General features: G+C 64.2%; 21 protein-coding genes. 14 read left to right on the top strand and 7 right to left on the bottom strand.

Annotated elements, in window-relative coordinates:
- Positions 1-31 precede the first annotated feature (31 nt).
- Positions 32-595 (bottom strand): DUF2799 domain-containing protein, encoded by a 564-nt coding sequence (locus PG899_RS14550; RefSeq protein ID WP_011707344.1) that lies wholly within the window; start codon positions 593-595, stop codon positions 32-34.
- A gap of 208 nt (positions 596-803) precedes the next feature.
- Here PG899_RS14550 and PG899_RS14545 point away from each other — a divergent pair, with 208 nt between their 5' ends.
- Both PG899_RS14545 and PG899_RS14540 read left to right on the top strand, forming a co-directional pair.
- Positions 804-1643 carry an isopenicillin N synthase family dioxygenase gene (locus tag PG899_RS14545; protein ID WP_011707343.1) on the top strand — a complete coding sequence of 280 codons (840 nt, stop codon included), beginning with the start codon at positions 804-806 and terminating at the stop codon, positions 1641-1643.
- A 214-nt stretch (positions 1644-1857) separates the two neighbouring features.
- Positions 1858-3171 (top strand): sodium-dependent transporter, encoded by a 1314-nt coding sequence (locus PG899_RS14540; RefSeq protein ID WP_011707342.1) that lies wholly within the window; start codon positions 1858-1860, stop codon positions 3169-3171.
- Here PG899_RS14540 and PG899_RS14535 read toward each other — a convergent pair whose 3' ends face one another.
- Complete coding sequence (locus PG899_RS14535) at positions 3172-3888, bottom strand: substrate-binding periplasmic protein (RefSeq protein ID WP_077096553.1); 717 nt, start codon at positions 3886-3888, stop codon at positions 3172-3174.
- A gap of 451 nt (positions 3889-4339) precedes the next feature.
- Between PG899_RS14535 and PG899_RS14530 the strand changes: the two genes are divergently transcribed.
- Positions 4340-5653: a sodium-dependent transporter gene (locus tag PG899_RS14530; protein ID WP_017411099.1), complete on the top strand. Its 1314-nt coding sequence runs from the start codon at positions 4340-4342 to the stop codon at positions 5651-5653.
- Between the two features lie 21 nt (positions 5654-5674).
- Here the strand turns inward: PG899_RS14530 and PG899_RS14525 are convergent, their stop codons facing one another.
- From PG899_RS14525 to PG899_RS14505, 5 genes are all read right to left on the bottom strand, one after another.
- Positions 5675-7300: a hypothetical protein gene (locus PG899_RS14525; RefSeq protein WP_045525416.1), complete on the bottom strand. Its 1626-nt coding sequence runs from the start codon at positions 7298-7300 to the stop codon at positions 5675-5677.
- A gap of 110 nt (positions 7301-7410) precedes the next feature.
- Positions 7411-8136: a DUF3142 domain-containing protein gene (locus PG899_RS14520; RefSeq protein ID WP_077096554.1), complete on the bottom strand. Its 726-nt coding sequence runs from the start codon at positions 8134-8136 to the stop codon at positions 7411-7413.
- Positions 8106-10151, bottom strand: coding sequence for a hypothetical protein (locus PG899_RS14515; RefSeq protein WP_179101442.1), 2046 nt, complete (start codon positions 10149-10151; stop codon positions 8106-8108). The genes PG899_RS14520 and PG899_RS14515 overlap by 31 nt, the downstream gene beginning before the upstream one ends.
- A 93-nt stretch (positions 10152-10244) precedes the next feature.
- Complete coding sequence (locus tag PG899_RS14510) at positions 10245-10709, bottom strand: hypothetical protein (RefSeq protein WP_190283789.1); 465 nt, start codon at positions 10707-10709, stop codon at positions 10245-10247.
- A gap of 42 nt (positions 10710-10751) precedes the next feature.
- Positions 10752-12128, bottom strand: a complete 1377-nt coding sequence (locus tag PG899_RS14505; protein ID WP_077096556.1) for an aminotransferase-like domain-containing protein — start codon at positions 12126-12128, stop codon at positions 10752-10754.
- A gap of 117 nt (positions 12129-12245) precedes the next feature.
- On the opposite strand from PG899_RS14505, the gene PG899_RS14500 reads away from it, so the two are divergent.
- The 11 genes from PG899_RS14500 (at position 12246) to PG899_RS14450 (ending at position 25222) form a co-directional block, all read left to right on the top strand.
- Entirely contained in the window at positions 12246-12842 is a 597-nt protein-coding gene (locus PG899_RS14500; protein WP_016351932.1) for a LysE family translocator, read from the top strand.
- Between the two features lie 124 nt (positions 12843-12966).
- A complete protein-coding gene (locus tag PG899_RS14495; RefSeq protein WP_017411093.1) occupies positions 12967-13557 on the top strand; it encodes a LysE family translocator in 591 nt (196 codons plus the stop codon).
- A 157-nt stretch (positions 13558-13714) separates the two neighbouring features.
- Positions 13715-14407, top strand: coding sequence for an aspartate/glutamate racemase family protein (locus tag PG899_RS14490; protein WP_077096557.1), 693 nt, complete (start codon positions 13715-13717; stop codon positions 14405-14407).
- A gap of 126 nt (positions 14408-14533) precedes the next feature.
- Positions 14534-16198: a multicopper oxidase CueO gene (gene cueO / locus PG899_RS14485; protein ID WP_077096558.1), complete on the top strand. Its 1665-nt coding sequence runs from the start codon at positions 14534-14536 to the stop codon at positions 16196-16198.
- Between the two features lie 160 nt (positions 16199-16358).
- Positions 16359-17465, top strand: a complete 1107-nt coding sequence (locus PG899_RS14480; protein WP_011707330.1) for a 1-acyl-sn-glycerol-3-phosphate acyltransferase — start codon at positions 16359-16361, stop codon at positions 17463-17465.
- A gap of 310 nt (positions 17466-17775) precedes the next feature.
- Positions 17776-18246 carry a YhcH/YjgK/YiaL family protein gene (locus tag PG899_RS14475; RefSeq protein WP_041216553.1) on the top strand — a complete coding sequence of 157 codons (471 nt, stop codon included), beginning with the start codon at positions 17776-17778 and terminating at the stop codon, positions 18244-18246.
- 174 nt (positions 18247-18420) lie between these two features.
- Complete coding sequence (locus PG899_RS14470) at positions 18421-19620, top strand: acetate kinase (protein WP_043160403.1); 1200 nt, start codon at positions 18421-18423, stop codon at positions 19618-19620.
- 133 nt (positions 19621-19753) lie between these two features.
- On the top strand, positions 19754-20995 hold the full coding sequence (locus PG899_RS14465; RefSeq protein WP_011707327.1) for a mechanosensitive ion channel family protein: 1242 nt from the start codon (positions 19754-19756) through the stop codon (positions 20993-20995).
- A 187-nt stretch (positions 20996-21182) separates the two neighbouring features.
- Positions 21183-22109 carry a L,D-transpeptidase family protein gene (locus PG899_RS14460; RefSeq protein WP_016351926.1) on the top strand — a complete coding sequence of 309 codons (927 nt, stop codon included), beginning with the start codon at positions 21183-21185 and terminating at the stop codon, positions 22107-22109.
- A gap of 288 nt (positions 22110-22397) precedes the next feature.
- Complete coding sequence (putP, locus tag PG899_RS14455; protein ID WP_042066398.1) at positions 22398-23915, top strand: sodium/proline symporter PutP; 1518 nt, start codon at positions 22398-22400, stop codon at positions 23913-23915.
- Between the two features lie 299 nt (positions 23916-24214).
- Positions 24215-25222, top strand: coding sequence for a hypothetical protein (locus PG899_RS14450; protein WP_270697455.1), 1008 nt, complete (start codon positions 24215-24217; stop codon positions 25220-25222).
- The last annotated feature ends 1 nt before the right edge of the window (position 25223 follow it).

Below are 25223 nucleotides of genomic sequence, written 5' to 3'. Positions count from 1 at the left end.
AAAGGGGCCATGTCGGCCCCTTTTTTGTTTGTCAGTTCCCGAAGGAGAACTGGATCACCCGATCCGGGAAACGGATCCGGTTGTAGTCACGGCGCAGCCCCTCGTAGTGACGGATGGCGCGTTCGCGCTGGGCGCGGTAGTAGTCGCGCTGCTTGCTGTCGTTCTCGTTGCGGATCTGGCGCTCCAGCGTCTCGATGTCGCGCTCGGTCCGCTCCATGTCGCTCTTGAGGTCGCTGAGCTGTTTCTCCACCAGGTACTCCTGACGGCCGCGATCGTACTGGGTCAGGAAGCTGGCATCGTTGGGACAGACGCCCTGATACTCGGCACCGGACTTGCCCTTGCTGTAGGCGAGCTCGGGAATGCAGTAGAGCTCCAGCCCCTTGGCATAACCCCGTTTCCACTCCGCCTCGTCCACCTTGAGGCCGTATTCGCCGCAGGTCGAGACGTAGTCGCGGGTGGCGGCCCGGGTCTTGCCCTGCTCGCCGTCCTGATAACCCAGGTTGTACCAGCTCATGGTGCGGCACTCTTCTTCCGACAGCGAGCTGCAACCGGCGAGCAGGAAAGGTAGGGTCAGCAACAGGATCTTGGGGGACATGGACGACGGGCTCCGAGAGGGATGGTGGGGGCATTCTAGAGAGGATGCCGGGGCAGGACAAGGGATGAAAAACGGTGTTGGCCGGCGCCGTTTTTTGAGCGGTTTGTCACTATTTGCGCGGGCTGGCGGCGTGGCGGCCCGCGCCCTTTCCTTGTTGCCGGTCACGGGGTAAACTGCGCCATCATTTAACTGGCATGTAACAAAAACAATGAAAGTCCTGACCGTCGATTACCGCTCGCCCGATGCGGCGCAGCGCTTCACCGAATCCCTGCGGACCACCGGCTTCGGGGTACTGACCAATCACCCCATCCCGAAAGAGCTGGTGCAGTCCATCTATGACAACTGGTATCGCTTCTTCATGAGCGAGCAGAAGCAGGATTTTCTGTTCAATCGCGAGACCCAGGACGGCTACTTCCCGCCGTCGGTGTCCGAGGTGGCCAAGGGCCACAGCCAGAAGGACATCAAGGAGTACTTCCACCTCTACCCCTGGGGCCAGATGCCGGCCGAGCTGAAAGAGCAGGCGATGGAGTACTACCGCCTCGCCAACAACCTGGCGGCCGAGCTGCTGGGCTGGGTCGAGCAGTACACCCCGAGCGACATTGCCGCCCACTACAGCTGCCCGCTCTCCTCCATGATCGAAGAGAGCCAGAAGACTCTGCTGCGGGTGCTGCACTACCCGCCGTTCGACGGCACCGAGGAGCCGGGTGCCATCCGCGCCGCCGCCCATGAAGACATCAACCTGCTGACCATACTGCCTGCCGCCAACGAGCCGGGCCTGCAGGTGAAGGGGTCCGACGGCGAGTGGATGGACGTGCCGTGCGATTTTGGCACCCTCATCATCAACATCGGTGACATGTTGCAGGAAGCCTCCCATGGCTATTACCCCTCCACCACCCACCGCGTCATCAACCCGACCGGCGGCAGCGCCGCTAAGTCCCGCATCTCCCTGCCGCTGTTCCTCCATCCGCGCCCGGACGTGGTGCTCTCCGAGCGTCACACCGCCCACAGCTACCTGATGGAGCGGCTGCGGGAGCTGGGGGTGATCTAGTCCCCAACGCTGGTTCACCACCCTGTAAAACCGGAGCAAAATTGCTCCGGTTTTTATTTGTTGGCAGGATTGCGCGTTAAATAGAATTTAATTAGGTAATGATGCCAGCAATTCGCGTTTTATCCAGATAAGAGGCGTTGTGATTGCGCAGCCCCCCCCGTACTCTGAGCGTCATTTTGGGCCCCTTGTGGCGGGCCCCTCGGTTGGAGTTCTTATGAAGCAGTCCCAATGGTCATCCCGGCTCGGTTATATCCTGGCCGCCGCAGGTTCCGCAGTCGGTCTCGGCGCTATCTGGAAGTTCCCCTATGTGACGGCCGCCAACGGCGGTGGCGCCTTCCTGCTGGTGTTTCTGCTGTTCAGCTTCACCCTGGGGGTGGCGGTGCTGATGGGGGAGACCTTGCTCGGCAGCCTGAGCCGACGTGGGGTGGTGGGGGCCTTCGGTGCACTGATGGGCAAGCGCTGGCGCTGGGTCGGCGCCATGGGGCTGCTCAGCAGCCTGCTCATCTACAGCTTCTACAGCGTAGTGGGCGGCTGGACCCTGGGCTACACCGGCATGGCGCTGGCGGGCAGTCTGCAGCACGGTGACGGCGCGGCCCTCACCGCCCGTTTCAACGACTATGTGGGGGATCCGCTCTGGCCGGTGCTGACCCACCTGCTGTTTGCCGGGCTCACCTGGTGGTTCGTGCAGGGAGGCGTGCAGAAGGGGGTGGAGCGTACCCTGCGCTGGATGATGCCGGCCCTGTTCATCATGATCCTGATGCTGGTGGCCTTCGGCCTCACCCTGCCCAACGCCATGGCCGGGGTGCGCCACTTCCTGATGCCGGATTTCAGCAAGCTCGGCATGTCCGGCGTGCTTGACGCCATGGGGCTGGCCTTCTTCTCCCTCTCCATCGGCCTTGGCATTCACACCACCTATGGCGCCTACCTGCCCTCCAGTGACGGGGTCGGCCGCTCCAGCCTCTGGGTGGTGCTGCTGGCAAGCCTCATCGCCGTACTGGCAGGCTTGATGATCTTCCCGGTGCTGGCGGCGACCGGCATCGATCCCGCCTCCGGCCCGGGGCTCACCTTCATGACCATGCCGGCGGTGTTCCAGCAGTTGCCGTTCGGCCAGGGGCTGGCGGTGGTGTTCTTCGCCTTGCTGGTGGTGGCGGCGCTGTCGTCGGCCATCTCGCTGCTGGAACACCTGCAGTGCTTCGTCAGTGAGAGCCTGGGCTGGTCACGGCGGGCCGCTTGCGGCCTCATCACCGCGCTGGTGATGGCGGGGGGGATTCCGGTCAGCCTGTCGTTCGGGCCCTGGGCGCAGGTGACCCTGTTTGGCAAGAATATCTTCGAGCTGCTCGACTTCGTCACCTCCAACCTGATGATGCCCATGTTCGGGTTGGCGCTCACCCTGCTGCTGGGTTGGAAACTGGGGCGCCAGGCGCTGCCCGCCGGGCTGGCGCTGCACTGGCGTACCCTGGTGATGGGCTGCTGGCGCTGGCTGGCACCGCTGCTGATCGGCGGCATCCTGGTGCGCGGGCTGGTGTAATCAGGGTTGGCGGATGGGCCGCTGCGGCTGCTGGTGACGGTCCCTGACCTTGTCGATGGCCGCCTGCCAGCGGGCGATCACGGCGTCATCCTCGCTCTTCGAGAAGACGATGTAGAGCCAGTGTTCCTGCAGCAACAGCCCTGAGTTCACCACGCTGCGGGGGGAGAACTTCATCTTGGCCAGGATGGCCGGCATGATCTGCTCCCCCATGGGGAAGGCGTCTATCTTGCCGAGCATCAGTCGTTCGATGGCATCTTCGATGGTCTGGCAGCGCACCAGATTGGTGTAGCCCTCGCGGGTGAGCAGCTCGTCATCGGCGTTGCCGAGCAGCACGCCGACCCGCGCCAGCTGGCGCAGCTGGGCCAGATCGGTCAGCGGCTGGCTGCCCCTGGTCTGGTAGATCACCACCCGGTTCAGAAACAGCGGCCCCACCCACTTGAACTGGGGCTCCCGCTGGGGCGTGCGCAGAATGACGAACAGGGCGAAGCCGGGCTCGACCCGGGTCAGCGCCAGCGCCCGTTTGAGGGGGTAGATCTTGATGGGGTAGTCGACCCCCATCTCCTGCTGGGCCTCCTGCACCAGTTGCACCGCCAGCCCGCCGAGCTTGCCGTCGCTGGTGTGGGTAAAGGGGGGCAGCTCGTGGCTGAGCAGGGTCAGCGGGGGTTGCGTGGCCTGCGCCAGGCCAGGCAACAGTAGCCAGGGCAACAGCCATTTCATCCAGTATCCGGTCAGGTGCGTCACGTCGGTACATCCATGTTGCGCAAGGGAGTGGCAGGGCAGGTCGGTCCCATCCGGTTGCGTCGAACCCGCCCAAGCTAAGACTATTATCGTTCAAGGCCGTGGGCGGGGAGGCAGCGGCGCTGATTTTTGGCGCCGGCCGGGTGAAAACAAGATTATTTTGGCCGCATGAAAAAAAGTTTGGTCATGTTGTGTCAATTTTTCTTTCCATGGTTTAGGCTGTGATCCCTTTTCAGCATTCAGATCAGATTATTCATGTCACGTCGCGTTGCCCTGTTCGGTCGATTTTTTAGCTCGCAAGAGAGGTGACCTTGCACGCGCAGCTTGTCTGAATGTTCATTGCAAAGGTCGCCACCAGGCGGCCTTTTTTGTTGCCCCGCATCGTGCGGTTACCCATGGAGTATCGAATGTTGTCTTGCCCGGAGGTTGTATGAGCCAGGTTCAGTGGTCTTCCCGTATCGGTCATGTGCTGGCCGCCGCCGGTTCGGCGATCGGCCTTGGCGCCATCTGGAAGTTTCCCTATGTGACGGCCACCAACGGCGGCGGCGCCTTCCTGCTGATGTTTCTGCTGTTCAGCTTCACCCTGGGGGTGGCCGTGCTGGTGGGTGAAACCCTGCTCGGCAGCCGCAGCCAGCGCGGGGTGCTCGGTGCCTTCCACAAGCTGGTGGGGCCGAACTGGCGCTGGATGGGGTACATGGGGATCCTGTGCGGCTTCTTCATCTACAGCTTCTACAGCGTGGTGGGCGGCTGGACCGTGGGTTATGCAGCGCTGGCGGTGAGCGGGCAGCTCAACCTGAGCGAGGGTGCGGCGCTGACCGCCTTGTTCAACGGCTATGTCAGCCACCCCTGGTGGCCGGTGCTGACCCATCTGGTGTTTGCCGGGCTCACCTGGTGGTTCGTGCAGGGGGGCCTGCAGAAGGGGGTGGAACGGGCGCTGCGCTGGATGATGCCGGCCCTGTTCGTGATGATGATGCTGCTGGTGGTGACTGGCCTCTCCATGCCGGGCGCCATGGCCGGGGTGCGCCAGTTCCTGCTGCCGGACTTCTCCATGCTGACCGGTCAGGGCGTGCTGGACGCGCTGGGGCTGGCCTTCTTCTCCCTTTCCATCGGGCTTGGCGTGCACACCACCTATGGTGCTTACCTGCCGAGCAGCGAGGGCGTGCTGCGCTCCGGCGTCTGGGTCGTGACCCTGGCGAGCCTCATCTCGGTGCTGGCGGGGTTGATGATCTTCCCGGTGCTGGCCTCCACCGGCATCGATCCCACCGCCGGCCCAGGGCTCACCTTTATGACCATGCCGGCGGTGTTCAACCATCTGCCGTTCGGCCAGGGGCTGGCGGTGGTGTTCTTCCTGCTGCTCTTGGTGGCGGCACTCTCCTCCTCCATCTCCATGCTGGAGCACCTGGTGCGCTTCACCACCGAGGAGTGGGGTTGGTCGCGCCGTGGTGCCTGCCGGGTGCTGACCCTGCTGATCATGGCGTCCGGCATTCCGGTCAGCCTGTCGTTCGGCCCCTGGAGCGAGCTGACCCTGTTCGGCAAGACCATCTTCGATCTGCTGGACTACCTCACCTCCAACCTGATGATGCCGCTGTTCGGTCTGGTGCTGACCCTGCTGCTGGGCTGGCGACTGGGTGAGTCCGTGCTGCCCGCCGGTCTGTCGCCGCTGCTACGCGGCTGCCTGCTCTGGTGCTGGCGGCTGGTGGCGCCGCTGCTGATCGCCGGCATCCTGGTACGCGGGCTGCTGTAACAGCGGCCCGGCTGACCGGGCCTAGTTGGGGGGCGTGGTGGGTAGGCGGGGATTGAGGTGGGAGCGGATCTGCAACAGGGTCTTGTGGTACTCCTCGGCGTGGTGCTCCATGAAGGAGGCGCTGTGGTTGAGGCGCCGCTCCAGCCGATCCACCAGCAGGGCCACCCTGGGGGCGGCCATGCCGGCCGGCCAGCACAGTTGCAGCAGCTCCAGCAGTTGCCAGGCATCGCCCGGCAGGGCGGGGAACTCCTCCTGCAGGGTCAGCGCATACTGCACGGCCAGCTGGTGCTGGCCCGCCGCGCTGGCCCGCTGCCGCTCCTGGCGCAGGTAGGTCAGCCGCAGCTCGCGCCGCTCCAGCTGTTTCATGAAATCGCCGATGACCTGCTTGAACAGCTGCTGCACCAGCGGGGCCGGGGCGACCCTGGCCTGATACTGGCTGAGCTGGCTCAGGTAGCGCTGGGCGTGGTGGGGCAGGCCGCAGAACTGGCTGACGGCAAAGCCGAGCAGCTGGTTGAGGTGGTTGTCCCGCGCGCTCTCCGGCGGGTGCTTGGCGAGCAGCAACAGGGCCTCGTCGAAGCGATAGTCCAGGCTCAGCATCAGGGCCTGCAGCAAGGCATCCTCGTGGGCCCGCAGGGTCACCGCCTGGCTGAGGTAGCGATACTCCTGCTGCAAGGCACTGATCCGGGCGGCGCTCGGGTAGTGCCAGAGCACCGCCAGGCTGGCATTGAGGATGAAATTCTCGATGGATACCCGGAACTTGTGATCGGCGAAGAAGTGCAGGCTGAGGGCGTTGGCCTGCTCCAGCGCCTTGCCCTCGTCCTTGAGCAGCAGCGCCAGCAGAATGGCCGCCTGGCGCCACTCCGGTTGCCAGGCCTGCTTTTGCAGCAGCAGGGTGAGCACGTCCCAGGCCCCTTCCCACTGCCGCTCGTGCAGCAGGCAGGCCAGCGCCAGCTCCAGTTGCAGGGGGGCAGGCAGCCGTTCCCGGTTACGGGCCAGATCCTTGCGCGCACTCTCCAGCTTGTTCAGTCCCAGCAGGGCGTGGATCAACCCCTTGCGCGGCCACCAGGCATCGTGCTCCGTGGTGCAGACCGCGTAGTGCTGGGCGGCGTGAAAGTGATCCTGCTGCTGCAGCAGCATGTAGCCCTTGATCCGGTCCAGCAACGGCCCCAGCTCCCGGTACTTCTGCTGTTGGTAGAGCAGATCTTCGCACAGGGCGCAGCTGACCTGCCACTCCCTGAGCTTCATCGGGGCGGGCAGGGTGCGGGTCAGCCCGGTCAGCTGCACCAGTTCGCGCAGACTGGCGGTGAGCTGATCGGCGGTGAACGGCATGGGCAGTAGCAGCGGAAAGTAGAGGTCGGAAGGGGGAAACTGCAGCTGATCGTGATCCTCGTCCAGCAACAGCAGCACGCAGCCCGGCTCGAGCAGACCCAGATAGTGGGCCTCCTGCAGCAAGCGCACCCCCTCACGAGCCTGATGGTGATACTGGCGGCAGATGACCACATCGAACGACTGCTGGCGCAGCAGGGTGGGCAGGGTCGCCAGCTCCTTGCAGTGGGTCAGCTGGGCGGGGGTGATCCCCTGCTCATTCAGCCCTCGGGAGAGGGCCGTGCTGAGCATGGCATCGTCTTCGATCAGGAGGATCTGCATCCTTGGCGCTCCTTGGCTGGTTCAGGGTACGGACAAGTATGGCATGTTGCCGGAGTCAAAGAGCTACCACGCTCGACGCCAGCCTGGGGACGGTCAATTCCTCCCCGGCGTCAGGCACCTGGCGGGTTGATGAGAAACACCACAGCGCCGCCATAGGCCGCCGAGTCGGCCAGTCTGCTCTCCCACGTTGGATCCCACTCGCCTCCCTGCACCAGCCCCACCTTGAAGGGCAGGGTCAGTCGCGTCAGCGCCTGCAGGTAGCGCGCGTAGCCCGGCTCGGTGCGGCGGCCGCGATAGGTCTGTACCACCAGCTCGTCGACCACGCCGGCGAGGGCGTTGAGGGTCGCCACATCGCCGGTGCGGGTCCAGTCCAGCAGGCCGGTGATGCTGATGGCGCAGTCGGCGGGCAGCTGGCGGCGGAGCTGGCGCAGGAAGTCGCCATAGTCCGCCAGCCGGTGGGTGCGGGCATCAAAATCGATTTGGACGCCGCGCACCTCATTGCCCTTGCGCTGCCAGGCCGCCAGCTGGTTGGTCAGGCTCTTGAGCAGGGCCTCATCCCAGTCGAGTCGTTCCACCCGGTAGGCGAGCCAGAGCTCCTTTACCGGCAGCTTGCTCGGCGCTATGCCCTGCCCCTGAAAACGCACGGGCTGGCGCGCATCGAGCGGGCCTATCTCCCCCTGATGCAGATAGAGCCGCTCGGCCTGTTGCAGCACCGGCTGGGGCCTGACCCCGGCCCACAGCCAGAACTGGCGGTAGTGGCTCGCCTCGACGGCGGCGTTGGCCTCGGCGCCCAGCAGCGCCAGCATCACCAGTAATATTTGAGCTGCTTGGCCCACTGGCTCGTTCCGTACTGGCGTTTGAGGGTGTTGAACCAGCCCTTGCGCTGGCTGAGAGGGATCTCTTGGCTGCCGCAACTGTTGTTGCCGCTCGGGGCGTAGCAGTTGATGGCGCGGTAGAGGGCGTAGGCCTTCTCCTCCTTGGCGGCCTTGGGGTTGGCGATCACCTGTTGATACCAGTCGAGCCGGCTGCGCTGCTGACCGGCAAACAGATCCCGGCTGCCCGCCAGGGTGTCGGCACCCGGCCGCTGCAGGAGCGGATCCCAGTCCAGCCCCTGGCTCAGGAAAAACTCGCCGAGGCAGTTGAGCGCCCTGGGGGATTTGGGGTTGTCCGCCAGGGTGGTGACCACCGCCGTGAGCGCCGGGCACTGATACTCCTGGCTTCCTTGCCAGTCGAACGGAGCGGCCAGCGGGGCCAGCGCCAGATCCTGCAGGAAGCCCCGGTAGTCGCCGTGGGTCAGCTGCTTGTAGCGCAGGGTGTGGCCGGCGCGCTGGCGCAGGGTGTCGGAGGCCTGCTCATCCTGCACCATGCGGCGCAGCAGCGGGGCCGGTGCCACGTACTCCAGCAGCGGAATGCGGTAGTGAACGCTCTGGATGGGGCTCTCCTTGGCGAACACCTGCTCCAGCCGGCCGGCCCGCTCCAGGGTCATGGCCAGAGCCAGCTGCAGCAGCTGATCCTGCAAGGGGGTGGGCTGGCTGGCGAGCAGGGCGCGCCACTGCTGCTCCGCCTCGGGCAGCGCCTGACTGGCCGCCAGCGCCATGCCCTTGAGCACCTGCTGGCTGAACGCCAGGTTGTCGAGTGGTCCCTTGCCGAGGGCGGGAGCGGCGGCGATGACGGCGGCATAATCCTTGGCGAGATAATAGCGCTCGGCCTGCTGCAGATAGGCGAGCCAGGCCGGGTTGCTGGCAAACTGGGCGTTCTGCTGCGTCAGCTCGCCGCTTTGCAGCGGTTGCCACTCGTCCCAGCTCTCGTGCAGCCGCAGCCGGCGCAGATCCTGCACCAGGGTCAGCTGCGGCATGGCGGCTGAGCCGGTGAAGCCGGGCTGCATCAGCAGCTTGAGGTCTATTTCGTTGAGCAGCTCCGGGTTGCCCGGCTGGCGGCTCGCCTGCTGGAACAGGCTGGCCAGCGCCGCTTCGTCCCCCTTGAACCAGGCGAGCCGGCGAAGCAGCCCGTTGGCGGAGTCGAGATAGCGCCCCTCTGGGTAGCGACTGCGATAGTCGGCGATGAACTGCTCGGCGCGCTGCACGGCGGCCTGGTCAATCTGGTTGCGATCCAGGGTGCCCCAGTCATCGAAGGCGCTTTGCTGGGACTGGTTGAGGGCGACCCGGATCCGCATGTAATCCGCCGTCTCTTTCAGCCAGGGCTGATCCTGCCCGGCGAGGGCGGCAAACAGCGCATCGGCCTGGGCGAACTCCCCCTGATAGAAGAGTCGGCTGGCGGCCAGATAGTCGGCAAAGCCCTGGCCGGCGGCCGACAGCGGCATGGCCTTGTCCTCCGGCGCCGTTTCGATCTGCTGGGCGCACTGGCCCAGCATGGCCAGCCGCTGGCGGGCCAGCTGGCTGCGCTCGTCGGCACCCAGCGCCGGGGTGTCGACCAGCGCCTGCAGGAAGGCTTCGGCCGCAACCGGATTGTTGCTGATGCAGCGCCCCTCGCTCCAGCCGGCGGCCCGCTCCAGGGCGGCCTGGGTGGTGTTCTGCTCGATGCCGAGACCGGCGGCCAGCGCCAGCAGGGGATCCGGCACGGCGGGGGCCGGCTCGGCCTGGGTCGGGTTGAGCAGATCCTCGATGGCGAAGGGCAGCGGCAGCGGCGACTTGGGCAGCGAGAAGGCCTGCTCATCGGCCAGCAGCAGCGCCAGGTTGGTGCGGGTGTCGTTGTCGGGGGAGAGGAACGGCAGCCCGTTCAGGTGGCACTGGGCGGCGGTCAGTTGCAGGGTGAGCGGCGTCTCGCAGCCATCCGGGCCGCAGGCCAGGGCGGGCAGGCTGCACAGGGCCAGCCACAGGGGAGTCAGTTTCATGGGCGCTTCCAGCAGGAGTCGGGATGCTGGCACGCTACAAGATGGCTTCGCCCCTTTCAACTGACCATAGGGGCAGGTCGGCCGGCGGCGGGCCTATTGCAGACCGGGCCCTTTGGCCGAGAAGGGGCAGTCGCGCTGCTGGATCAGTTGCTCCCCCGAGCCCGCCGCCCCCTGCCAGTGCAGGCCGAGCTGGCCGAGGCGGCCCAGGTGGCGCAGCTCGAATTCGTAGCGCAGACAGGGCTCGGCGAGGGGCAGGCTGGCCATGCCGGCCGGCAGCCGGTAGTCGTAGCGCAGCAGGGGGCCGTCTGTCAGCGTGCTGCGGCTGGGCAGCAGCCCTTCCGCGGTGGGGACGGGGGCGCTCAGCCGGCGGCGCAGGCTGAGGGGGGCATCGATCGCCTTCTGGTAGTGCAGGCCGTTCATCGCCGCCAGCTCCTCCTCCAGCCGTTGCAACTCTCCCTCCAGTCCGCTCAGCGCGGCCCCCAGCTGCTGATGGCCGGGCGCGGCGCAGCCCCCCAGCAGCAGGGTGAGGAGCAACAAGGGGGCGCGGGTCGGGTGCATGGGCTCTCCTTTGAGCGCACGGATGGGCTGGGCCGGGGCTGACTATAGCAGGGTATTGGTGGGCGGCGCGGCGCGCAGCAGACCGGCGAGCCGCTCCAGCCCCTCGGCGACGCGGGCGTCGGTGGCCGGCTGGCTCAGGCTCAGCCGCACGCCCTGCGGCGCGGCGAACTGGCCGGCGGCGAAGTGTTCCCCGCTGGCCACGCCGACGTCAAGGGCGTTGGCGGCCTCGGCGAACTCCTGGCTGCGCCAGGGTTCCGGCAGCGGCAGCCAGGCGTGCATGGAGCCCGCCTGCCAGCAGGCCCCCGGCAGCAGGTGGCGCAGCAGCTCGCCGCGACGTGCCAGGATCTGCCGCTGCTGTTCGACCAATGGCATGATCTGGCGCTGGCTCACCAGCTTGCAGGCCAGCTCGATGAGCAGCGGGCTCACCATCCAGCTCGACAGCCGCATCGCCTGGGCGAAGGCGCCGCGCAGGGCCGGCGGGGTCAGCACGAAGCCGACCCGCAGGCCGCCGCAGGCGATCTTGGCCAGGCTGCCCAGATAGATGACCCGCTCCGGTGCCAGGTTGACCAGCGGCGTCACCGGTTGCTGGGGCAGCAGGCCGTTGACGTCATCCTCGATGATCAGCAGGTCGTGGCGACGGGCGATGGCGACGATGGCCTCGCGCCGCGCCAGGCTCATGGTGGCGGTGGTGGGATTTTGCAGGGTGGGGGTGAGGTAGAGCAGCTTGGCGCGGCGGGTGCGGCAGGCCGCCTCCAGCGCGTCGGGCAGCAGCCCCTCTGCGTCCATCGCCAGCCCCACCACCTGATTCTTCAGCTGACGGGCGTTGCCCAGCATGCCGGGGTAGCTGAGCCCTTCGCAGAACAGGGTCTCCCCCACGCAGCCGGTGGCCAGCAGGGAAAGCATGATGCCGTGCTGGGCGCCGTGGCTGAACAGCAGATACTCCTCGCTGCCCGCCACCCCCTGTTCGGCCAGCCAGTCGATGAACAGCTGGCGCTGGCTCGGCTGGCCCGCCTCCTTGTCATAACCGAGCAGGGTGTTGAGATCCCCGTCCGCCACTTCCGCCAGCATGGGGCGGATGATGGCGGCTCGATCCAGCTGCACCGGCAGGTTCTGCCACAACTCGATGCGGTGTCCCTCCTCCTTGCGGATCACCCAGGCGTTGGCCGGATCCTCATGCTCCCCCTTGACCCAGGTGCCGTGCCCCACCCGGGCGGCCAGCAGCCCGCGCCGCTCCGCCTCGCCATAGGCGCGGGTGACGGTGCCGACGGTAACCCCCAGCTTGTCCGCCAGCGCCCTGTGGGTGGGCAGCCGGGTCTCGGGCGGCAGGGTGCCGTCCTGAATGGCCTGCTCGATGGCCTTCACCAGCTTGAGGTAGAGGGGGCCGGCGAAGGGGGTGAGGTCCGGGGTCCAGATTGTCATGGTGACAATAAATCCATTGATCGAAATGTATCGGCAATATAGCGTGATTTTGAACCCGATAACAACCAAAAGTGGCACATTGTATCGATACAATGTGCGCAGTTCAGGAGTACAAAGATGACGATCGAATGGTATGCCACTCTGTTTGGCTTTGCGTTGCTCACCTGTGGCACGCCGGGCCCCAACAACCTCATGCTGACCGCCTCCGGCGCCAACTTCGGGGTGCGTCGCACCCTGCCCCATCTGATCGGGGTGGTGGTGGGACAACCGGTCCTGCAACTGGTGCTGGCGCTGGGGCTCTACCCCCTGTTCGAGCGTTGGCCGCTGCTCAAGCTGAGCTTGCAGGTGCTGGGCAGCCTCTATTTACTGTGGCTGGCATGGCGCATCGCGGTGGCCGGTGCCCCCGGCGATCCGGAACGACGTTCACGCCCGCTGACCCTGCTGGAGGGGCTGGGCTTTCAGTTCCTCAACCCCAAGGCCTGGATGATGGGGATCTCCGCCATCAGTCTGTTCAGTCTGCCGGGCAGCGCTTACTGGCCGAGTCTGTGGGGCATCATGGCCGTCTTCCCCATGGCGGGATTGCCAGTCTGTTTTGCCTGGGTGCTGTTCGGTCATCAGCTCAGCCGCTGGATCAACTCTGACAGAGGCTGGCGCCGGCTCAACGGCAGCCTGGGGGCGCTGACCGCGCTCTGCGTGGTGATGCTCTGGTACTGAGTGCTGCCAGGGGCCGCATAAAGATGCGAAGAAAGTGCATTTGCGGCCTTGTCTGACGGGCACCGGCTCTGCATATTAGAAGGCTTGTCGCCGAGTCGGCGCCCTGCATCATCAAGAGGTTGAGATGGATCTGAACTGGTTGCTTCCCCTGGCGGGCTTTGCCCTCATCACCTGTGGCACGCCGGGCCCCAACAACATGCTGCTCACCAGCGCCGGTGCGGCCCAGGGCTTTCGCCGCAGCGTGCCCCTGCTGGTGGGCGTGGTGGGGGGGATCAACCTGATGATCCTAGCCACGGCGCTGGGGCTGGGGGTGATGTTCGAGCAGCTGCCGCTGCTGCACGACGGGCTCAAGCTCATCGGCTCGGCCTACCTGCTCTGGCTGGCCTGGAAGGTGGCGACCGCCAGCGGCCCGGCCGAGGGCAACCGGCCGCTGATCCCGGCCCATCAGGGGGCCATGCTGCAGTTGCTCAACCCCAAGGCGTGGATGATGGCGCTCTCCGCCATCAGCGGCTTCACCCTGGCGGGGGAGGCCTACTGGCCCTCCGCCATCTGGGTGCTCGGCATCTTCTTCGTGACCGGCCTCTATACCGGGGCCTTCTGGGTGCTGTTCGGTGCCCAGGTGCGCCGCCTCATCCGCACCGCCAGAGGCTGGCGTCGTTTCAATCTCGGCATGGGGGTCGCCACGGCGGCCTGCGTGCTGATGATCTGGATTTAGTCCGGGCCTGTGCCCGGGCCTTTACCGGCTGTCTTGTTGGCCCTGCGGGGCCTTTTTTATTCACGGGGCGGTGCGATGATGCGCGCCGCCCTCTGCTCGGTTTGCGCGATCGATTCACACACTCGGTTTGCATGATCGTTTTACACAAGGAGGTCCCATGAAATGTATCGGTCTGCTGGGTGGCATGAGCTGGGAGTCCACCGTCAGCTACTATCAGGCGCTCAACCGGGGCGTGCGCGAGCGGCTCGGCGGCCTGCACTCGGCGCGGGTGCTGCTGAGCAGCGTCGACTTTGCCGAGATAGAGCGGCTGCAGCATATCGGGGACTGGCCCGCCACCGCCCGCCTGCTGGCGGCCGAGGCGCGGGCCATCCAGGCCGGCGGCGCCGATTTTCTGCTGATCGGCACCAACACCATGCACAAGGTGGCGCCCGAGATCGAGGCTGCCATCGACATCCCGTTGCTCCATATCGCCGATGCCACCGCGCGTCAGCTGCAAGCGGACGGGATCCAAAGGGTCGGCCTGCTCGGCACCCGTTTCACCATGGAGCAGGATTTTTACAAGGGGCGCTTGCAGGAGAAGTTCGGGCTGGAGGTGCTGGTGCCCGGCGAGGCGCAGCGGGAGCGGGTGCACCGCATCATCTATGACGAGCTGTGCCTCGGCGACATTCGCGATGCATCGCGGGCCGAGTACCTGGCCATCATCAGGGCGCTGGCCGACACGGGAGCCCAGGCGGTGATCCTCGGCTGCACCGAGATAGCCCTGCTGGTGGGGGAGGCCAATGCTGCGGTGCTGCTCTACGATACCACTGCCATCCACGCCGAGGCGGCGGTGAGCCTGGCGTTGGCTTGACGACCATGGCACTGCTGGCAAGCGGATAAGCCAGAAATTGTCCGGCCGCCGGCTTGGCAGGGCTTGACCTTGACGCAGGGTTGCTGCTTAGGCTGAAGGTCCGCTTTGGCCAACGAGGAACGACTCATGCAGCGTCGCGATTTTCTCAAATTCTCCACTGCCGTCGGTATCGCCGGCGCCCTGCCCCGGTGGGGTCGGGCGGTTGCCGCCGAGCGGCCAGCCCTGCCGATTCCCGCGTTGCTGGAGGCGGATACCAGCGGCGTGTTCCAGCTCAGGGCCCAGCCGGGCCAGATGCAGTGGCGACGCCAGCCGACCCATAGCTGGGGCTACAACGGCAACCTGCTCGGCCCCACTTTGCGTGCCCGTCAGGGGCAGGCGGTGCGAGTCCGGGTCGCCAACCAGCTGGCGGAGACCACCACTGTGCACTGGCACGGGCTGGAGGTGCCCGGCACCGCCGATGGCGGCCCGCAGGCCAGCATCCCGTCCGGCAAAGAGTGGCAGGCGGCGTTTCGCATCGAGCAGCCGGCGGCCACCTGCTGGTATCACCCCCACACCCACGGACAGACCGGCCATCAGGTGGCCATGGGGCTGGCCGGGCTCTTCATCCTCGACGACGAGGAGAGCCTGCGGCTGCCGCTGCCCCAGCGCTGGGGTGTGGACGACATCCCGCTGGTACTGCAGGACAAGCGCCTCGATGGGCGGGATCAGGTGGACTACCAGCTGGATGTGATGAGCGCGGCGGTCGGCTGGTTCGGCGATCTGATGCTGACCAACGGCGCCGTCTATCCGGCCCACGATGCGCCTCGCGGCTGGCTGCGCTTGCGGCTGCTCAACGGCTGCAATGCCCGCTCCCTCACGCTGGCGACCAGTGACGGCCGCCCCTTGTATGTGATCGGCAGTGATGGCGGCCTGCTGGCGGAGCCGGTGGCGCTGAGCGAGCTGGCGCTGCTGCCGGGGGAGCGCTTCGAGGTGATGGTGGATGCCCGCAACGGCAAGGCGTTCGACCTGCTCACCCTGCCGGTACGCCAGATGGGGATGACCCTGGCGCCGTTCGATGCGGCCCTGCCGCTGCTGCGGATCCGGCCCTCCCTCATCGAGGGCAAGGGACGCTTGCCGGACAGCCTGGCCCGGCTGCCGGCGCTGCCGGCCACCCAAGGCTTGCCGAGCCGCACCCTGACCCTGTCGATGGATCCCGAGCTGGACCGGCAGGGGATGCAGGCGCTAATGAGCCGCTACGGCCACGGCGCCATGGCGGGCATGAGCATGGCCCACGGCGATACGGGCACCATGGCCGGGATGAAGATGGACGGGCAGGGCGAGGGGATGGCCGGTATGTCGATGGCGGGGATGGATCATGGCGCCATGGCCATGCCAGCGGGCGAGATGCAGCACGACACCATGGCGGGGATGCAGGAGGACAAGGGCAGTGCCAAGCCGCTGGATCTGCACGGCGGCAACCGCATCAACGGCCAGGCCTTCGCCATGAACGACCCGCAGTTTGCGGTCAAGCGCGGCCGTACCGAGCGCTGGATCATCTCGGGGGAGGGGGACATGATGCTGCACCCCTTCCATATTCACGGCTCCCGCTTCCGGATCCTGAGCGAGAACGGTCAGCCGGTGGCACCGCATCGCGCCGGCTGGAAGGACATCGTCAAGGTGGAGGGCGGGCGCAGCGAGGTGCTGGTGCGTTTCGATCACACGGCGCCCAAGGAGCGGGCCTACATGGCCCACTGCCATCTGCTGGAGCACGAGGATACCGGCATGATGCTCTCGTTCACGGTGGAAGAGTAAAAAAGAATGGCCCGAACGGGGCCATTTGTTCATTTCACTGGTCAGATCTCACTATCTACGCACGCCACATACCCCTCGGCATAAAAGCGTGTAAAATTGCGCCCTGAATTTTCCGGCCAGCGCGCGCTGGCCGCGACTCCTTACCTGCAAGGCTGACACTGTGACTGAAGTAGATAGATTCGCGGACATTCGCCCCTACCGCGATGAGGAAGTGCCGGCAGCCATCGAACGGCTGATCCGGGATGATGAATTTGTCGGCGCCATCGCCAAGTATCGTTTCGGCTCCCTGATGAGCTGGCTGGGCTGGGCCATCCGCCCGCTGATCCGCCAGTTCCTGCGCTACAAGTGGTCCAAGGTGACCACCATCCATCAGGTGCAGATGGGAGTGACCCGCTACATGAGCCGGATGATCGCCACCTCCACCCAGGGGGTGACCTTCTCCGGGCTCGAGCATCTGAAGAAGGAGCAGGGCTACCTGTTCGTCTCCAACCACAGGGACATCGCCATGGATCCGGCGTTCGTTAACTGGGGGCTGCACACCCACGGGTTCGATACCGTGCGCATTGCCATCGGCGACAACCTGCTGCGCAAACCCTGCGCCACCGAGCTGATGAAGCTCAACAAGAGCTTCATCGTCAAGCGCTCCGCCAAGGGGCCGCGGGAGATGATGAAGGCGCTCGGCGAGCTGTCGGCCTACATCGGCCAGTCGGTGCACGAAGGCCACTCCATCTGGATCGCCCAGAAGGAAGGGCGCGCCAAGAACGGCGATGACAAGACAGATCCGGCCATCCTCAAGATGTTCTACGTGGATGGCAAGAAGCAGAAGATCGAGTTCGTCGACTACATGCGCAGCCTCAATATCGTGCCGGTCAGCATCAGCTACGAGCTGGATCCCACCGACAAGGCCAAGGCGCGCGAGCTGTACGAGAAGTCGGTCAACGGCAGCTACGAGAAGGGCGAGTTCGAGGACATCGAGAGCATCGTCGCCGGCATCGTCGGCCAGAAGGGGCGGGTGCATGTCTCCTTCGGCGCCCCCATCACCGAGGGTTTCAGCGATCCGGATGAGCTGGCCGCGCTGATCGACAAGGCGATCTGGGGCAACTACCGCCTCTTCCCGGGCAACTACCTGGCTGCAGATGTGTCCGGCAAGGCCAATACCATCGAGCAGGCTGCCTTCCTGAGCCGTCAGTCGGAGGTGCCGGAAGAGCACAAGGCCATCTGGCGCGCCATGTATGCCAAGCCGGTGGAGAACGCCGGCAAGGCTTGAATGGCACCGGTTATCACCGGGTGATGCGAAAAAAACGGGAGCAGATGCTCCCGTTTTTGCGTCTGGTCAAAGTCGACGGTGCTGGAGTAGTGAATAATATTGTTTCAGCTGGTACGATCACTGGGCGAACGCGCTTGCGCCTCTTGGCAAGCCGCAGATGAGTGTGTAACAGTGCACTCATCCCGCTTGATATGAGCAAATGCTCTATCTCTGTCTGCACGGATTGCAGACGGTGTGACACAAGGACCTCAACAGGGTCCTTTTTCATTTTGCGGCTAAGATGTCGCCTGAATACACCTAAGGAAGCGCCATGATCACCGGCAGTCTGAACACCCTGCAGCGTACGCCGCTGCCCGCCCCGCTGGACCGCATCATGGTCGAGGTGGTGCAAAGCGTCGAACAGTGGCTGCAGGCGCCGCTCGGCAAACAGGAGATCGACGGCCTCACGCTGTTCTGCCTGGTGAGCGAAGAGCTGACCGAGCCGGCCGTGGATCGCCGTGGCGAGTTCCATCAGCAGTACCTGGACATCCAGCTGCTGCTGCGTGGCGAAGAGTGGATCGGGGTCGGGCCCCATGGCTATGTTGCCGAAGGCGCCGATCATCCCCATCCCGACCTCTGGTTCGTCGAGGACGAACAGACCAGTTATCTGGCGTTGCAGCCCGGCGACTTCGCCATCTTCTGGCCGGGAGAACTGCATCGCCCCCTCTGTACCCCCAACCAGCCGGCTCAGGTGAAGAAGCTGGTGGTCAAGGTGCACCGGGATCTGCTGGCCGGCCTGTGATCGCTGGCGCAGCCTGGCTGAGACGAGTGCCCGGAATCATCCGGATTTGCACTTAACATATTGAAAAATTGGGCGCACTTTCCTGCGACCATAAGCCCCCGGCAGGGGAATCCCATCCACTTTGGATGACACGACACTGTCGGCATAAAGCCGAAGCACAGGAAGATGTAGAACATGAGCAAGTTGGTATTGATCCTTAACTGCGGTAGCTCTTCCCTGAAATTTGCCGTAATGGACGCCGAAACAGGTGAGGACATGCTGTCCGGCCTGGCCGAATGCTTCAATCTGGATGATGCACGTATCAAATGGAAACTCCACGGGGTCAAGGGCGAAGCCATGCTGGGCGCGGGCGCCGCGCACCAGGAGGCCCTCGACCACATCGTGGGTCACATCCTGCCGCAGGATCCGACCCTGGCCGAGCAGCTGGTGGCCATCGGTCACCGCATCGTGCACGGTGGCGAGCAGTTCTCCCGTTCCGTTCGCATCGATGACGGCGTGATTGCCGGTATCGAAGCCGCCATTCCGTTCGCCCCCCTGCACAACCCGGCGCACCTGATCGGCATCCGTGCCGCGCTGAAGGTGTTCCCGGCGCTGGCAGAGAAGAACGTGGCCGTGTTCGACACCGCCTTCCACCAGACCCTGCCTGAGGAAGCCTACCTCTACGCGCTGCCCTACAAGCTCTACAAAGAGAACGGCATCCGTCGTTACGGCGCCCATGGCACCTCCCACCGCTTCATCGCGGAAGAGACCGCCAAGGCGCTGGGCAAGCCGCTCTCCGAGCTCAACATCATCAACTGCCACCTGGGTAACGGCGCCTCCGTCTGTGCCATCCGTGGCGGTGAATCCGTCGACACCTCCATGGGCCTGACCCCGCTGGAAGGGCTGGCGATGGGTACCCGCTCCGGCGACATAGACCCCGCTGTAGTCTTCTTCATGCACGACCAGCTCGGTTACAGCGTGGAGCAGATCAACCACACCCTGACTCGCGAGTCCGGCCTGCTGGGCATGACCGAGGCGAGCAGCGACTGCCGCTACGTCACCACCAACTACGCCACCGACGCCGGTGCCAAGCGCGCGCTGGACGTGTTCACCTACCGGGTGGCCAAGTATGTCGGTGCCTACGCTGCCGCCATGGATGGTCGTCTGGACGCCCTGGTGTTCACCGGTGGTATCGGTGAAAACGCCGCCATGGTGCGCGAGATGGTGCTGGCCCGTCTGGCCCTGTTCGGCTTCAAGATCGACAAGGAAGCCAACAACGCCGCGGTGCTGGGCGGTGAAGGCCCCATCACGGCCGAAGGCAGCCGCCTGGCGCTGGTGATGCCCACCAACGAAGAGCTGGTCATCGCCCGCGATGCCCTGAGCCTGGTCGGCTAACGCCCCCTCGCCCCCAGACAACGCCCGGCCTCTGCCGGGCGTTGTCGTTTGTGGCGGCCGTGGTGCCGGCTGTCATTTGACATGGGGTGGCAGATACGTACCCTGACCGCAGTTTCACGCACAGGAGGATGGGATGAAGGAGATGTTTTTTCGCTGGCTGGCCGGGCTCGGGCTGGAGGTAACCGGCATGATGGGGCTGGTGATTGCCCTCGGCTTTATCGTGCTCACCTCGCTGCTGCTGCACATGCTGCTGCACCGGGTACTGCTGGTGCGGCTGGTGGGGGTGCTCGGCAAGACCAAGCAGGTGTGGCTGCCGCCCCAGTTGCAGCAGCGATTGTTCTACCGGCTTGCCTTCGTGCTGCAGGGGGCTGTGCTGCTCGGTCAGGCCGAGATCTGGCTGCCGCGCAACTCCGATAGCCTGCAACTGATCGAGATGGTGGCCCAGCTCTGGATCCTGCTGTTCCTGCTGCTCTCCCTGTTTGCCCTGCTCGACTGCATGCTGTCGGTGAGTCGCTATACCCGGCTCGGGCGGGATCTGCCCCTGCGCGGTATCTTCCAGGGGGTGAAGCTGGTGGGCAGCATCCTGGTGGGCATCCTGATGATCGCCCTGCTGCTCGGCAAGTCGCCGCTGTTCCTGTTCAGCGGTCTGGGTGCCATGACCGCAGTGCTGATGTTGGTGTTCAAGGACCCCATCCTCGGGCTGGTGGCGGGGATCCAGCTCTCTGCCAACCGCATGCTGAGCGTCGGTGACTGGCTGCAGATGGACAAGTACGGCGCCGACGGCGAGGTGACCGACATTGGTCTCACCACGGTCAAGGTGTCGAACTGGGACAAGACCATCACCACCATCCCCACCTATGCCCTCATCTCCGACTCCTTCAAGAACTGGCAGGGGATGACGGAGTCGGGTGGTCGGCGCATCAAGCGCAGCGTCAACATCGACATGACCAGCGTGCGCTTCCTGACGGCGGACGAGCAGTTGCAGCTCAAGCAGGCCCAGCTGCTGGCGCCCTATCTGAGCCGCAAGGAGCAGGAGCTGAGCGCCTACAACCAGCAGTTGAGCGACGCCATCAGCTGCCCCATCAACGGTCGTCACCTCACCAACCTCGGCACCCTGCGCGCCTATCTGGACGCCTACCTGCGCGCTCACCCCGGCATCCGCAAGGACATGACCCTGATGGTGCGCCAGCTGGCACCGACCTCGGACGGCCTGCCGCTGGAGATCTACTGCTTCACGGCGACCACCGCCTGGGCCGATTACGAAGGGATCCAGGCCGACATTTTCGACCACATCTTTGCCATCATTGAGCAATTTCATCTGCGGTTGCACCAATCTCCCACAGGTTACGATATGCGCGCCTGGCAAAAGGGGTAAACCACCGATAGGCAGGGGCTGGCGGCGGCTAAAAAAAGCGATATTAATCGCTGACCCGCCGCCACTTGTCAGTTGAAATTTGTCCGGCAGAGGAGAAAAATGGCGGCCTTCTCTTCGCCCCCCGGATCGCCCGCCGTTTCCGGGTCAGCCCAGAGTCTTGAACCACGTCATCCATTACAGGAAAGTTATGAAGCTCCTCCACACTACTGCGGCCGCGCTGTGCTGCAGCCTCCTCTTGGGCGCCGCGCCTGCGCTCGCGGTTGAATACGCCCTGCCTGCGGCCAACAGCCGCCTGGTGGGTGAAAATCTGGAATACGTGGTCCCGGCCGAAGAAAACGGTCAGCCGCTGGAGGCCGCTGCCGCCAAATTCCAGCTGGGGCTGACCAACATGCTGGAGGCCAACCCCAAGGCGGATCCCCTGCTGCTGCAGACCGGCGAGAAGCTGATCGTGCCGCACCAGCTGATCCTGCCGGATGCGCCCCGTGAAGGCATCGTGCTGAACGTGGCCGAGATGCGCCTCTACTACTACCCGAAAGGCAAGAAGGTGGTGGAAGTACTGCCCATCGGCATCGGCCAGCTCGGCACCGACACCCCGGAAAACTGGGTGACCAGCGTGCAGCGCAAGAAGGCGGGCCCGACCTGGACCCCGACCGCCAAGATGCATGCCGAATATGCCGCCCGTGGTGAAAGCCTGCCGGCAGTATGGCCGGCCGGCCCGGACAACCCCATGGGGCTGTTCGCGCTCTACATCGGCAAGATGTACGCCATCCACGGCACCAACGCCCAGTTCGGCATCGGCCTGCGGGTGAGCCACGGCTGCGTGCGCCTGCGCAACGACGACATCGAGTACCTGTTCAAGAAGGTACCGGTCGGTACCCGCGTCCAGTTCGTCAACCAGCCGATCAAGGCCAGTGTCGAGCCGGATGGTCGCCGCTACCTGGAAGTGCATCAGCCGCTCTCCCGCAATCAGGAGGAGTTCAACTCCAGCCTGCCTGCGCCGCTGCCGATGACCCCGGCGGTGACCCGCTTCATCGCCCACGCCGACAGCGACTCCCAGCTGGTCAAGCAGGCGCTGGAGCAGCGCAGCGGCATGCCGATCGCGATCAATCGCTGATTGGTGCTTGCCGACATGGCCCCGACCGCTGGTCGGGGCTTTTTTTTACGGCCGTGGCGGGGTTGTGCCGCGGATCGTGCCCGGCGGATAAGCAGTTGCTGCGTCAGGATAAAATCTGGTGGAACGGGGCAAAGCTGGTCTGTTGGTTAAAGATGAAACGTTTATATTGTGTTTTCTGTTTGTTAAAAAAGGTTGAGGTCATGGGATCTGCTGATTAAGCTAGGGCGGTTTTTTTAAGGAAGAGCCCGTCGTCAGAACGGGTACACACGTCACATAACGGAGTTTTGAATGACAGCCAGCACACCCATGCTCATCACCTTTCTGGTGTACATCCTCGGGATGGTTCTGATCGGCTTTATCGCCTATCGCGCCACCCGCAACTTTGACGACTACATTCTCGGCGGCCGCCGGATGGGGAGCTGGGTGACCGCCCTCTCCGCCGGTGCCTCCGACATGAGCGGTTGGCTCCTGATGGGCCTGCCGGGCGCCGTCTTCATCGGCGGCATCTCCGAGAGCTGGATCGCTATCGGCCTCACCCTGGGGGCCTATCTCAACTGGCGCTGGGTCGCCGGTCGGCTGCGGGTGCATACCGAGAAGAACCGCAACGCCCTGACCCTGCCGGACTACTTCACCTACCGCTTCGAGGACAAGAGCCGGGTGCTGCGCATCCTCTCTGCCCTGGTGATCCTGCTGTTCTTCACCATCTACTGCGCCTCCGGCGTGGTGGCCGGTGCCCGCCTGTTCGAGAGCACCTTCGGCATGAGCTATGACACCGCCCTCTGGGTCGGTGCCGCGGCCACCATCACCTACACCTTCTTCGGCGGCTTCCTCGCGGTGAGCTGGACCGATACGGTGCAGGCCACCCTGATGATCTTCGCCCTGATCCTCACCCCGGTGTTCGTCATCATCGCGGTGGGCGGCATCGACACAGCCATGGTGCAGGTGGCGGCGCAGAACGCCAGCAACCTCGACATGTTCAAGAACCTGGACTTCATCGCCATCATCTCGCTGATGGCCTGGGGCCTGGGCTACTTCGGCCAGCCCCACATCCTGGCGCGCTTCATGGCGGCGGATTCCCACCACTCCATGGCCAATGCCCGCCGTATCAGCATGACCTGGATGGTGCTGTGCTTGGGCGGCGCCGTCGCCATCGGCTTCTTCGGCCTGGCCTACTTCTCCACCTTCACCGAGCAGGCGGCCGGCGTCACCGGCAACCCGGAGCGGGTCTTCATCGAGCTCTCCAAGATCCTGTTCAACCCCTGGATTGCCGGGGTGCTGCTCTCCGCCATCCTGGCGGCGGTAATGAGTACCCTCAGTTGCCAGCTGCTGGTCTGCTCCAGCGCCATCACCGAGGATCTCTACAAGCCGTTCCTGCGCAAGAACGCCTCCCAGCAGGAGCTGGTGTGGGTCGGTCGTGCCATGGTACTGGTGATCGCGCTGATTGCCATCAGCGTTGCCATGAACCCGGAAAACCGGGTGCTGGGGCTGGTGAGCTACGCCTGGGCCGGCTTTGGTGCCGCCTTCGGCCCCGTGGTGCTGCTCTCCGTGCTCTGGTCGCGGATGACCCGCAACGGCGCCCTGGCGGGCATGCTGGTAGGCGCCCTGACCGTCATCGTCTGGAAGCAGTTCGGCTGGCTGGGGCTCTATGAAATCATCCCTGGCTTCCTCTTCTCCGGACTCGCCATTGTGGTGTTCAGCCTGCTGGACAAGGCCCCCTCCAAGGCCATGCTGGAGCGCTTCGACGACGCCGAGCGCGAGTTCCAGACCCCGCCGGATGCGCTGGGTCAGCCGGTTGCCGTCAACTGAGTTGGCTACTGCCGATAACAAAAAGCTCCGCAATGCGGGGCTTTTTACCAGAACAAGCGACAGATCCGTATCGAAGACGCTCTAGATGCCAAAGATCCTTTCTGCGGTCTGAAAGAAGTTAAAAACTGGGCTTAATTGCTTGGCTTGCTCGTGTTTGAGTTGGCATGATGAAAGCCGGAATCGTATGGTTCCTGTTTCATCTGTTGATTGCCCATTTCTGCGAGAGAAAATTTCAATATGCCCACTCTGATGAGTGGGCAGCGTGAGGATGGACAATAGCCACAACACAGGAGAGAAGGGTGATAGCAAGGTTTTGGCTGGGGTTGGGTTGTTTGTTGCTAGCTATGGTTACGCAGGCCAGCGAGGTGTATCAGGGCAAGGTAGGACGAATGCCGGTAGTGATGACCCTTGATACGTCATCAGATGGTACGGTCAGTGGGCGTTACTTCTACCGCAAGTACCGAAAGGATATTCCCCTGTCGGGTAAGTGGGAGGGTAAGACCCTGCAGCTCTCAGAATTGTGGGATAACAGTGAACCCGAAAAGATCGCCATGCTCCTCGAGCGCTCCGGTAATGGCCTTCAGGGAACATGGGCCGGGAAGAAGCCTATTTCTGTGGCATTGAAGGTGGTCGATAGCAGCGCCATTGATATACAGGATCCGGTTCTTGTCAGCTGGCGTAAGCGTGATCTTTATGAACTCATGCGACTTGAAGGACTTTCACTAAAACCGGGCAAGCGAGAGTCATTTCAGGGTTATAGCTTGCAATGGCTGCAAGAGCCGCAAAGCAAAATTGCGTATTTTCGCATTACGTCAGGGCTACCTGCTGAGCAGCTTGGGAAACTCAATCATGTGCTGGCAGAGCGTCAGTGGAGCGAGGTCGCCAGTTATTTTCAGTGTATGAGTACCCCTATGGGTGGGGAATTCGACCAGACGGTTACGCCCCGTTTCATCAGTCCGAACTTGCTCAGCGCCAGTATCTTTACCGGCTATTTTTGCGGTGGTGCACACCCTGACTTTGGTGATTCGCCATTAAACATTAATCTTGCCACCGGAGAGATGCTGACACTCGAAGACCTGCTCTGGGTTGGTAGTGGAGCTCCAGTAAAGTTCGATAGTCGGTCGTATGACCCTGCAGCATCTGAGTACAAGGAGAAGTATCTGGCCCCTTGGCTCGTAAACGAGTTTCGGCGGCTCTACCCCAATGATATGGTTCCCGATGCGGAAGAGTGGGTAATCCCCCCATTTTTAGGGGCATTCAAAAGTAGAGGTCATGCGGCCTGTGCCAGACGCTGTTTCGGCGTGTAGC

The organism is Aeromonas sp. QDB39, from assembly GCF_027707585.1.
Taxonomy (GTDB): Bacteria; Pseudomonadota; Gammaproteobacteria; order Enterobacterales; family Aeromonadaceae; genus Aeromonas; species Aeromonas hydrophila.
Note: the sequence above shows the minus strand (reverse complement) of the source record. Positions and strands in the feature narration are given on the sequence as shown.